Source organism: Caulobacter segnis (assembly GCF_003243465.1).
Lineage (GTDB): Bacteria > Pseudomonadota > Alphaproteobacteria > Caulobacterales > Caulobacteraceae > Caulobacter > Caulobacter segnis_A.
Genome location: NZ_QFQZ01000110.1, coordinates 1 through 11,555 on the forward strand (window position 1 = coordinate 1; position 11,555 = coordinate 11,555).

Consider the following 11,555-nt stretch of genomic DNA (forward strand, 5'->3'; position numbering starts at 1 on the left):
CCGACCTGGCCAAGGAAAGCGCCAAGCTGCAGTCGCTGCAAACCAAGCAGCAGCTGGGCGTGCAGGCGCTGTCGATCGCGAACCAATCCACGTCGTCGATCCTGAGCCTGTTCCGTTAAGGCGCGGGTGGAGGCGGGCTCGTTCGGGCCCGCCTCTAACTTCCAGGGGTCGAGGATAGGAGAGAATTTGAGAGGAGGGCCGACCGCCGCGTCGGTGGAGACATATGGAACCTAAAGCCGCTTTGTCGGCGATCAGAGATTTTATCGCCCCAGTGAACGCCCCGGACCCGTCCGCGGGCGCCAAGTCCGTTGAAGATCCCGCGGTCGCCGTCGGGCCCGCGTCGGCCGCCGCCGGCGACCGGAGCGCCCCTGTCGCCGACGCCAAGGCCGAGGCGCCCGTCGAAAAGGGGCCCCAGCCAGGCGACCTGCGCCTGGTCATCGAGCACGACGACGATACGGGAGACTACGTCTACAAGACCGTGGATCGCCGGACCGGCGAGACGCTTCAGCAGTTTCCGCGGGAGGAGATCCTGAAGATGCGCGGCGCGTCGCGCTACCACACGGGGGATGTCTACGACGGCAAGGCCTGAGGCGCTGTCCGCGCCGCCAGGCGGGTGAGGCGGCTTGTCGCGCCTCTTAACGAGCATGGTTTACGGTCGTTAACCATGTTCTTACTTTCTGGGCCCAATCTCGGCGGCGATTAGATCGCGCGCCGAATCGCGCGTGATCGCAACCACGGCAAAATCGCCGATCGGAGGCCGCGCATGACGCTGAGCGTCAACACGAACCAGCCCGCGCTGATCGCACTGCAAAACCTGAATCGCACCAACGACGACATGCAGTCGGTGCAGACCCGGATCAATACGGGCCTGTCCATCTCCACGGCGAAGGACAACGCCGCCGTCTGGTCGATCGCCCAGGAGCAGCGCGCCGACATGAGCGCCCTTGGGGCGGTCAAGATGAGCCTGGACCGGGCGACTTCGATCGCCGACGTGGCCCTGGCCGCCGGCGAGTCGGTTTCCGACTTGCTCAAGCTGATGCGCGAAAAGGTGGTCGCGGCGAAGGACACCTCGCTGACCACGACCTCGCGCCAGTCCCTGAACGCGGACTTCCAAGGGATCCTCAAGAACCTCACCCAGGTCCTCAAGAGCGCCGTTTTCGACGGGGCGAACCTGCTCGACGGCAGCCAGACCGCCGACATGACCTTCCTGGCCGACGCCGACGCGGGTCAGTCCATCACCCTGGGCCTGCAAAACCTGGCGCTGGGCGGCACGATCAACACGCTGCTGCCGACCGACGACGTCCTGTCGGTGTCCAATGCGACCGCGGTCCTCGCGCGCCTCGATACGACGATGAGCGCCGTCAACCAGGCCGTCGGCAATATCGGCACGCAGGCCAAGCAGATCGACGCCCACAAGACCTTCGTGAACAAGCTCACCGACGTGCTCGAGACCGGCGTCGGCAATCTGGTGGACGCAGACCTCGCCAAGGAAAGCGCGCGCCTGCAGGCCTTGCAGGTCAAGCAGCAGCTCGGCGCCCAGGCCCTGTCGATCGCCAACAACGCCCCGCAGATCATCCTGTCGCTGTTCAAGGGGCAGTAGGCCTGGGAGCGTCTCGGCGGGCCTTGGGCGAGCGCGCTCTAAGTCCATGAACTTAGAGCCTGTTCATCCGGCCCGGATGCGGTCTTCCACGCCAGACAGCTCTAGGTGTCGTGGCCGCGCCAGAGTAAGCTGGCCGCGTGCGGAACGGGGAATCGGCGGCGCGTATGATCGAGTTGCGGGACTTGCGGGACGAGGACGAGGCGGTCCTCTTTCAGTGGCGCTCGGAGCCCGAGGTCGACCGCTGGATGTCCGACGCCGATCTGCCCAGCCGGCAGGCGCACGCGGCCTGGTTCGAGGCTCTGCGGTCCGATCCCGACCTGTGCGGATGGATGATCACCCGGGTCGGCGCGCCCATGGGCCTGCTCACCCTGACCGGACTGACCAGCCATCACCGGCGCGCCAGCTGGAACTGGTTCCTGGGCTCGGCCGAGGCGCGCGGTCGCGGCGTCGGTCGCGCGGCTCAGGTTCTGGGCCTGGATCGGGCCTTCTGCGAACTGGGCCTGCACAAGGTGTTCGCCGAGGTCATGGCCGACAACGACGCTGCGCTGAAGGCGCAGTCGGCCGCGGGCTTCCGGCGCGAGGGCTATCTGCGCGGCCATGTCCTGAAGGACGGGGTGCGGCGCGACGTCGTGTTGCTGGGCATATTGGCCTCGGAGTGGATGGAGCTGCGCGAGGACGCGCGCCGAGCCCTGTCCGACGCACATCTTATCGCCGCTTAACGTCGAACCTTGAGAGGGCGTTAACGGCTAGGGGGCGACTTTATCAGCGGGGGACTCCGAGTCCTCGTCAGGACAAGCCGTGGTCACTTTAGACACCAGCACGCTGCTCAGCTACTATCAGGCCCGCAACGGCCTGACGGGCGCGGCCGCGTCTGGCGCGACCAATGTCGCGACGACGAAGTCCAAGGCCGTGGTGCCCACCGCGCCGTGGCTGTCGGGCGCCACGCCGCCGGCCAGCGAACTGGTCCGCTCGGCGCTCAACGGACGCAAGTTCGTCGACGAGGGCGCCAACACCACCTCGCTGAAGGGCGCCAGCCCCGACTACGCCAAACTGTTCGCGACCTACCAGGCGCTCAACACCCTGTCGGCGATCGCCAGCCGGGCGGGGGAGAAGAACGTCACCGACGGCGAGATCACCAAGCTGCAGACGGTCCTGAACAAGGGGCTGGGCGAAATCAGCAGCTATGTGCAGGGCCTGTCGCTGGACAAGCTGCGGCTGACGACCGGCGCGGTCATGACCAGCGACAAGGCCAAGGCCGGGGTGCCCAAGGCCAACTACACCTACACCACGGACACCCTCTACAGCGGACAGTTCGGCGACCCCGTTCCGAAGTTCCAGGGCGACGTCTCGTTCGACGTGACGGTCAAGGCGTTCGGGGTCACCAAGACCGTGACGATGAACCTGAACGACATGGGGTCGACGCCCCGGACCATGTCCAACGTCGTCACCTACATGAACGACAAGATGAAGACGGCGGGCTACAACACCTCGTTCGCCGTCCAGCGCACCGCGGGGCAGGAGCGTACGGTCCAGGTGAACGGCAAGCCCGTCACGCTGCCGGCCACCGGAGACGACTTCGCCCTGAAGGTGAAGGGCGACTCGGTCGAGCAGATCAGCTTCAGCGCGCCCAAGACGGCGCCCGCGGTCTATGTGACGACCAAGGCCGGCGATCCCGACCCGGACAAGAACACCAAGACCGACGACGCCGTCTACGAGACCACCCTGACCAAGTACAGCGCCGCCGGCGCCGGCGGTGGCGCCGGGGCGGGCGCGCCGGGCGGCAAGGTCTTCACCGAGACGCTGCAGGGCACGATCTCCAACGTCCGCAAGTCGGTGACGGGCGCGGACGGCTCGGTCTACATGCTGGCGGATGTCGGCACGGCGGTTCAAGGCAAGATCGACATCGACGGCCAGCCGATCAAGGGCGACAGCGACGTCGCGCTTCTGAAGTACGACAGCGCCGGCCACCTGCTGTTCGCTCAGACCCTCGGTGCGACCGACAGCGCCAGCGGCCTGTCCCTGGCGGTCGCCGACGACGGCAGCATCGCCGTGGCGGGCTCCGTCAGTGGGCGTCTGCAGGGCGCGGTCAACGGACCGATCAACAACGGCGACAGCTCGACCAAGACCGACAGTTTCGTCACCCGCTACAGCGCCAATGGCGACGAGCAGTGGACGGTGCGCCGCGGCGGCCTGCAGGAAGACGAAGCGACGGCCTTGGCGTTCGGGGCCGACGGCGTGCTCTATGTGGGCGGGCGCGCCAAGTCAGACCTTCCCGGCGCGGTCGGGACCGATCCTAGCGGTGGCTGGGACGCCTATCTGTCGGCCTTCGCCACCGACGCCAACGGCAAGCCCAAGGCGCTGTTCACCCAGAAGTTCGGCTCGGCCGCCAACGACTCCGTCTCCGACATCGTCGTGAACGGCTCGCAGGTGATCGTCGGCTCGAAGGAAGACGGCAAGGCTATGCTGCGTAGCTTTGACGTGACGACCAGCGTCGTCACCGAGAACGTCAGCCAGCTCAACAAGTACGGCGCCTATGAGAGCGTGCCGGTCACCTACACCAAGACGGCGACCCTGGCGGCCGGCGCCACCCGCGACCTGGGCTCCCTGAAGGGCGGCGACGTGGTCGGCCTGCGCATCGACGGCGGCCAGCTCTATGTCGGCGGCTATACCGCCAACAGCGCCATGGCGGTCAATGGCGTCACGACCGGTCCGTCCGGCGGCATGGACGCCTTCGTCAGCCGCATGTCGCTGAACATCGGCGACACCAGCGCCGACGCCGTGACCTATTATGGCGGGGCGGGCGACGACACCATGACCGGCTTCGACGTCAAGAACGGTTCGGCCTGGCTGGTCGGCTCGGCCGGGGCCAACCTGGACGGTCAGAGCACGATCGGCGCCAAGGACGGCTATGTTGCCCAGATCAATGTCGGAACCGGAACGGTCGACTGGAGCCAGAGGCTGACGGGCAAGGACGGCTACGCCACGCCGACCACGGTGGCCGTGTCCGCGGCCGGAGCCTCGGCCCTGGATCTGTTCGGCCTGCCGTCAGGCACCATGGCGTTCAAGCAGTCGGAGCGGATCACGACCGCCACGGCCGCGCGGCCGGGCGACACCTTCCAGATCCGCACGCGCGAGCGCGGGCCTTTGACCACGGTCACGATCGAGGCCAACGACACGCTGGAGACCCTGGCCGACAAGATCAAGCGCGCCTCGGGGTTCCGCGCCAAGGTCGAGACGGTGACCGACGGCGACAACCGGGTGCTCAAGATCAGCCCGGCCTCGAACACGGCGACGATCGAGGTGGTCGCGGGCAAGGGCGGAACCGACGTGCTGAACGCCCTGGGCCTGGCCGGCGGCGTTGTCCGGGCCACGAAGACCGACAACGGAAAGACCGTCTCGGCCGACGGCGGCGGGCCGGTCTACGGCCTGCAGCTTCCGCCGGAGCTGGACCTGACCACGGAGGCGGGGCGCAAGAACGCCAATGTGGTTATCACTCGGGCCCTGTCGCAGATCCGCACCGCCTATCGCGAAGCGGCCGACGCCGCCCAGGGCATCACCAGCGACGGCGCCAAGACGCCCGGCAAGACCGGCGGCACGGCGCCGAAGTATCTGACCGACCAGCTGGCCAACTACCAGGCGGCGCTCAATCGCCTGACGGGCGGCTGAAGGTCGTCGACCGCGATCGCCCGCGTCTTTCCCTGACCGTCGCGCTTGAAAGCGTCATCGACGCGTCGTAGCCAGGGGCATGGACTTTCTGAAAGATCGACGGATCGTCGTCTTCGGCGGCGGCGCGGCGCTCGCGCTGCTGGCGGGGCTGGGCATCGCCGCTGCGCTGCTGGCGGGGCACGACCAGAAGCAGACCGAAGATCCCCCGGCCTCGCGCGCCGGCCTGGTGGTCGAGACCGGGCGCGAAGACGACACCAAGCTGGATCCGGCCCGGCCGCTGCGCTGCTTCGTCGGCGGCGCCTTCGTGGGCGAAATCACCCTGGCCGAATGCGCCAAGAAGAACGGCGTGGCGACCGGCGCCCTGGACGTCGGCGTCGACGAGACGGGCGCGCTGGCGGCGGCCGACCAAGCCGGCACGGTGCTGACGCCGCTTCCGCCGACCCCAGCCGTCGATGCGCCTGCCGCGGGTCCGGCCCCCAACCCCGCCGCGCCGTCCCCGCCGACGGCGGCTTCGGCCTCCAGTTCGGCGCCGCTGGCCGCCTGCTGGCGCTACGCCGGCGGCGAGTGGCGTCGCCTGCCGGGCGACATCACCCTCAACGCGTGCGTCCAGCAGCTGTTTGGGGGGCGCTGCGAGAAGACCAGCGCCGTCGCCTATGGTCGCTGGGGCGAGGAGACCCTTCGTCTGTTGCAGGGGCGCGTCGAAGCCTCGCCCGACAATCGCAGCTTCCACACCGTGTTCGAGCAGGCGCCAAACTGCCCTAGCCCGAACGCCGGATAGGTTTATAAGCGTAATCCATGAGCAAGTCCGTCCTCGCCGCCGCCGTCGTCCTCGCCGCCTCGGGCCTTGCGCTCGCCGGCTGCCAGAAGGAGATCAAGCCGCCCTTCGAGAAGGGCGTCTGCTTCCACGTGGCGACCAACAAGGACAAGACCCTGCGCTACAATCCGGTCGCCCGGAACGTTCCGTCGATGGAGGAATGCGCCGCGACGCTCGAGGGCATGCGCATGCGCTTCGTTCGCCTGGGGCAGTCGAACAGCCAGGGCATGGTCGGCGCCTACCAGGGTTCGTTCCTGTTCCTGGAGAAGGAAGGGATCTTCCTGGGTCAGACCTATGACGGCCCGCGTTTCATGTCGCTGGTGCGCACCGGCGATGGTCGCCTCGCCGTGCCCGGCGCGATCCGCCGCGTCCCGGCGCCGTAAGCGGGCGGGGCGGTTCGTCCGTCCACAGCCCTCTTTCTCGTCCACAAGAACATATTGAGAACAAAACTTGCGCCGCGTTTAACGCGCCGTTAACGTGCGCGCTCAGATTCCGGCGCATGGGTCGCTGGGCGAGAGCAAGGTCAAGCGATGGCGGGCAGCGTCAACAAGGTCATTCTGGTGGGCAATCTCGGGGCCGATCCCGAGATCCGCAGCCTGGGTTCGGGCGACCGGGTCGCCAATCTCCGCATCGCCACGTCCGAGACCTGGCGCGACCGCAACAGCGGCGAGCGCAAGGAAAAGACCGAGTGGCACCGCGTGGTCATCTTCAACGACAACCTCGTCAAGGTGGCCGAGCAGTACCTGCGCAAGGGCTCGACGGTCTATATCGAAGGCGCGCTGCAGACCCGCAAGTGGACCGACAACACCGGCCAGGAGAAGTACTCCACCGAGATCGTGCTGCAGAAGTTCCGCGGTGAACTGACCATGCTGGGCGGCCGCGCCGGCGCCGACTCCGGCATGTCGTCGGGTGGCGGCGACGAGTACGGCGGCGGCTATTCGGGCGGCGGCTCCAGCTTCGGCGGCGGCCAGCGCAGCCAGCCCAGCGGCCCGCGCGAGAGCTTCTCGGCCGACCTGGACGACGAGATCCCGTTCTAGGGACGGCGGTAGATCCGTTGACGGTCCTGGAGGGCTGAAGACCGCGTCTCCGCAGGGGGCGAGCGGCGGTCGACCGGCGGAGGTCGCCCGCCGCTTTTTTACGTTGAGGCCAGAAGAGTGGCCGGTCGCGTCCAGCGGTATCGAACCACATCCACGACGCGGCCGCCCGGAACGGCCTCGCGATAGCGACCTATCTCCGTTCCGCCTCGCCGTTCATAGAAGCCAAACGCGGCGGCGTTTGGCGCATAGGCTTCAACGTGCAGCGGCGCGCCGGCGTGGGCCTCCGCCAGCTAACGCGCGACCGCGGCCAGAAGCCGCGTTCCCAGGCCTTGGCCCTTGAGCTCGGGCGCGACATGCAGGTTGTCGAGCAGGGCGCCGATCTCGGGCTTCAGCCGGAAGGACGCATAGGCGAGCCCCACCACCGCGCCGTTCTCGACCGCCGTCAGGATCAGGTCGGCGGCGGGGTCGAAGTCCGAGAAGCGTGCTCGCCAGATCGCGCGCGAGACGCTCTGCAGCTCCCCGTCCAAATAAGCGTCGCCATAGAGCCCTCGATAGGCGGCCTGCCGGCTATGCGTGTGCAGGTCCGCGATCGCGTCTGTTTCTTCCTGGCGCATCTGAGGGCGTACAACGGTCGCTTGCATCCCTCAGTTCTGATCGTCACCCGGCCGCGGGGCAAGCCGATACGAGCGGCGATGACTCTAATGGGACGAGGGATTCGACGAGCATTGACTGAAACTTCGCCAAAGCGATGATGTCGACAACGTTGTCATTGGAATTATTTGCCGAATTCTCTTGTTTGGCTTGGGAACGCCAAGCGCCAGTGGACGCGTTCTTGGCCGAGGTGCTACTGAAACGCCCGGATATTGCACTGCGGGATCTCGATACAGCAGCGCTGTTCCAAGGTGAGACGCTCCCATGAGAGGGGCGCGGCCTTCTTTCACTTAACGCAGGGTGAATTCACATGCCGGTTGAGACGCTGACCAAGACCCGTTGGGTATATGCATTTGGTGGGGGCGGCGCTGACGGCGACGCCTCGATGAAGAACCTCCTGGGGGGGAAGGGCGCCAACCTCGCCGAGATGTCCTCACTGGGCCTGCCGGTGCCGCCCGGCTTCACGATCACCACCGAGGCCTGCGTCCACTACTACGCGAACGGCAAGCAATATCCGGCCGAGCTGGCCGAGCAGGTCAAGGTCGGCCTCGCCAAGGTCGAGGAGCTGACCGGCAAGCGGTTCGGCGACGTCGCCAACCCGCTGCTGGTGTCGGTGCGTTCGGGCGCCCGGGCCTCGATGCCGGGCATGATGGACACGGTGCTTAACCTGGGCCTCAACGACGAGACCGTCGAGGGCCTGGCCAAGCTGTCGGGCGACCGCCGCTTCGCCTATGACAGCTACCGCCGCTTTATCCAGATGTACTCGAACGTCGTGCTGAACCTCGAGCACCACATGTTCGAGGAGATCCTGGACGACCATAAGGATCGCCTGGACGTCCATGTCGACACCGGCCTCACCGCCGACGACTGGGCCGAGGTCATCAAGGACTACAAGGCCGCCGTGCGCGACCAGTTGGGCAAGCCGTTCCCGCAGGACGCCCAGGAGCAGCTGTGGGGCGCGGTCGGCGCCGTGTTCGCCAGCTGGATGAACGACCGGGCCAAGTTCTATCGCCGGATGCACGATATCCCCGAAAGCTGGGGCACGGCCGTCAACATCCAGTCGATGGTGTTCGGCAACATGGGCGACACCTCGGCGACGGGCGTGGCCTTCACCCGTAATCCGTCGAACGGCGACAACCGCCTGTACGGCGAGTTCCTGATCAACGCCCAGGGCGAGGACGTGGTGGCCGGCATCCGCACGCCGCAGTCCCTGACCAAGGCCGCCCGCGAGGAGATGGGCGATGTCGCCCCCTCGATGGAAGAGGCGATGCCCGAGGTGTTCGGCCAGTTCAAGACCGTGGTCGAGACGCTGGAGCGCCACTACCGCGACATGCAGGACATTGAGTTCACCGTGGAGCAGGGCAAGCTCTACATGCTGCAGACCCGCAACGGGAAGCGCACGGCCAAGGCCGCGCTGAAGGTGGCGGTCGACATGGCGGCCGAGGGGGTGATCAGCAAGGAAGAGGCCGTGGGCCGCGTTGAGCCGGCCTCGCTGGACCAGCTGCTGCACCCGACCATCGACCCGACCGCCCACCGCGACGTGATCGCCGTCGGCCTGCCGGCCTCGCCCGGCGCGGCGACCGGCAAGATCGTGTTCGACAGCGACGCCGCCGAGAAGGCCGCCGCCAACGGCGAGAGCGTGATCCTGGTGCGCGAGGAGACCTCGCCCGAGGACATCCACGGCATGCACGCGGCCCGCGGCATCATCACGGCGCGGGGCGGCATGACCAGCCACGCCGCCGTCGTGGCGCGCGGCATGGGCCGAGCCTGCGTTTCCGGCGCCGGCGACGTCGCCATCTTCGAGAAGGAAGGCCTGTTCCGCGTCCGTGGGCGCGAGTTCAAGGCCGGCGAGATCATCACCATCGACGGCTCGACCGGGGAAATCCTGGCCGGCGCCCCGAAGATGATCGAGCCCGAGCTGACCGGTGACTTCGCCACCCTGATGGGCTGGGCCGACCAGGTCCGTCGCCTGAAGGTTCGCGCCAACGCGGAAACCCCGCTGGACGCCAAGACCGCCCGCCAGTTCGGCGCCGAGGGCATCGGCCTCTGCCGGACCGAGCACATGTTCTTCGACGACACCCGGATCGCCGCCGTGCGCGAGATGATCCTGGCCGACGACGAGGCCGGCCGCCGCGCTGCGCTGGCCAAGATCGCCCCGTTCCAGAAGGCCGATTTCGTCGAGCTCTTCACGATCATGGAAGGCCTGCCAGTCACGATCCGCCTGCTGGATCCGCCGCTGCACGAGTTCCTGCCGCACACCGAGGAGGATGTTGAAGCCGTGGCCAAGGCCACCGGCCTCGACGCCGCCAAGCTGATGCGCCGCGCCAAGGAGCTGCACGAGACCAACCCCATGCTGGGCCACCGCGGCTGCCGCCTGGGCGTTTCCTATCCCGAGATCTACGAGATGCAGGTCCGGGCCATCCTCGAGGCCGCCTGCGAGATCGCCAAGTCGGGCAAGGCCGCTCCGGTCCCTGAGATCATGCACCCGCTGGTCGCCAAGGGCGAGGAGATGAAGTACCTGCGCGACCTGACCGACCGCGTCGCCAAGGCGGTGCTGGAGGAGCAGGGCGTGGCCCTGAAGTACACCGTCGGCACCATGATCGAGCTGCCGCGCGCGGCCCTGCGCGCCGGCGACCTGGCCGCCAACGCCGAGTTCTTCAGCTTCGGCACCAACGACCTGACCCAGACGACGTTCGGCATCAGCCGCGACGATGCCGGCAAGTTCCTGGGCGCCTATATCGACAAGGGCATCTTCGAGAAGGACCCCTTCGTCAGCCTCGACCAGGACGGCGTGGGCGACCTGATCCGCATCGCCGCCGAGCGCGGCCGCGCGGCCCGTCCGGACGCCAAGCTCGGCATCTGCGGCGAGCATGGCGGCGACCCGGCCTCGATCAGCTTCTGTGAGACGGTCGGCCTCGACTACGTGTCGTGCTCGCCCTACCGCGTGCCGATCGCCCGTCTGGCGGCCGCCCAGGCGGCGCTCGCGAACAAGGGCTAGCACCCGGATCTGAAGCTAGACTTTAGAGGGGCCTCGGACTGGACAGTCCGGGGCCCTTTGCCTATCCGGAGCTGGGGCTTTTCGGGGAACATCATGGCCTATCTGCGCTGGCGCCGGTTCACGGAGCTGCTGTCGCTGGACAATCCGGCCTTGGGCGAGCTCTTCATGCGCAAGCGCCACAAGCCGATCGTCGCCGCGCCGGTCGAGAAGTGGGACGCCGAGTACCAGGCCGGGATCTACGACCGCCTGAACCGCTCCGAGCAGCGCCACCATCACCGCCTGCTGGCGGCCATGATCGCCGACCGCTGGCCCAACCCGCGCGTGCTGGAGATCGGGGCGGGCGAGGGGGTGTTCTACGAGGCCCTGCGGGCGCACCGGCCTGGCCGCTATGTCGGTGTCGACTTCTCACGGCCCGCCGTCGAGCGCGGCGAACTGCGGCTGGCTCCGGAGATCGCCATCGGCGAGGTCAAGATGGTGCTCGGCGATGGCCGCACCTTCGAGACCGACGAGACCTTCGACGTGGTCGTGTTTTCGGAATGCATCGAGCACCTGGGCGAGGTCGAGGACCTGATCGCCCACTATGCGCCGAACCTGAAGCCCGGCGGGGCCGTGGGCCTGACCATGTGGCTGGCGCTGAAGCCTTTGCGCCTGTGGCATCGGCTGAAGGCCATGGGCGAGACGCTTGACGAGGCGGTGATCAACACCCCCTGGGGTGATCCTCCCTCGTTTCAGTGGACACCCATGCTAGCTTTTCGGAGCTGGAGAGGAGTGTCTGATGAACGTGAAGCG

The 11,555-nt window shown here is 67.5% G+C and carries 11 protein-coding genes; 10 read left to right on the top strand and 1 reads right to left on the bottom strand.

The features are described 5' to 3' along the window. The 8 genes from DI526_RS21670 to ssb all read left to right on the top strand — a co-directional run. On the top strand, positions 1 to 119 hold a 119-nt coding region (locus DI526_RS21670), incomplete at its 5' end, for a flagellin (protein WP_304282552.1). A 104-nt stretch (positions 120 to 223) separates the two neighbouring features. Beyond that, entirely contained in the window at positions 224 to 589 is a 366-nt protein-coding gene (locus DI526_RS21675) for a flagellar protein FlaG (protein WP_304282525.1), read from the top strand. Positions 590 to 763: 174 nt separating this feature from the next. Continuing rightward, positions 764 to 1,600 (top strand): flagellin, encoded by an 837-nt coding sequence (locus tag DI526_RS21680; protein WP_304282527.1) that lies wholly within the window; start codon positions 764 to 766, stop codon positions 1,598 to 1,600. Positions 1,601 to 1,764: 164 nt separating this feature from the next. Continuing rightward, positions 1,765 to 2,319 carry a UDP-4-amino-4,6-dideoxy-N-acetyl-beta-L-altrosamine N-acetyltransferase gene (gene pseH, locus DI526_RS21685; protein WP_304282530.1) on the top strand — a complete coding sequence of 185 codons (555 nt, stop codon included), beginning with the start codon at positions 1,765 to 1,767 and terminating at the stop codon, positions 2,317 to 2,319. Positions 2,320 to 2,398: 79 nt separating this feature from the next. Further along, a complete protein-coding gene (locus DI526_RS21690; protein ID WP_304282532.1) occupies positions 2,399 to 5,266 on the top strand; it encodes a hypothetical protein in 2,868 nt (955 codons plus the stop codon). 79 nt (positions 5,267 to 5,345) lie between these two features. Continuing rightward, entirely contained in the window at positions 5,346 to 6,044 is a 699-nt protein-coding gene (locus DI526_RS21695; RefSeq protein WP_304282535.1) for a hypothetical protein, read from the top strand. Positions 6,045 to 6,061: 17 nt separating this feature from the next. Beyond that, on the top strand, positions 6,062 to 6,463 hold the full coding sequence (locus DI526_RS21700) for a hypothetical protein (RefSeq protein WP_304282538.1): 402 nt from the start codon (positions 6,062 to 6,064) through the stop codon (positions 6,461 to 6,463). 147 nt (positions 6,464 to 6,610) lie between these two features. Continuing rightward, complete coding sequence (gene ssb / locus DI526_RS21705; RefSeq protein WP_304282541.1) at positions 6,611 to 7,117, top strand: single-stranded DNA-binding protein; 507 nt, start codon at positions 6,611 to 6,613, stop codon at positions 7,115 to 7,117. A gap of 290 nt (positions 7,118 to 7,407) precedes the next feature. Here ssb and DI526_RS21710 read toward each other — a convergent pair whose 3' ends face one another. Beyond that, on the bottom strand, positions 7,408 to 7,758 hold the full coding sequence (locus DI526_RS21710; RefSeq protein WP_304282544.1) for a GNAT family N-acetyltransferase: 351 nt from the start codon (positions 7,756 to 7,758) through the stop codon (positions 7,408 to 7,410). Between the two features lie 320 nt (positions 7,759 to 8,078). Here DI526_RS21710 and ppdK point away from each other — a divergent pair, with 320 nt between their 5' ends. Both ppdK and DI526_RS21720 read left to right on the top strand, forming a co-directional pair. Beyond that, positions 8,079 to 10,766 (top strand): pyruvate, phosphate dikinase, encoded by a 2,688-nt coding sequence (gene ppdK, locus DI526_RS21715; protein WP_304282547.1) that lies wholly within the window; start codon positions 8,079 to 8,081, stop codon positions 10,764 to 10,766. A 93-nt stretch (positions 10,767 to 10,859) separates the two neighbouring features. Next, positions 10,860 to 11,555: trans-aconitate 2-methyltransferase (locus DI526_RS21720; protein ID WP_304282549.1), on the top strand; the 696-nt coding region annotated here is incomplete at its 3' end.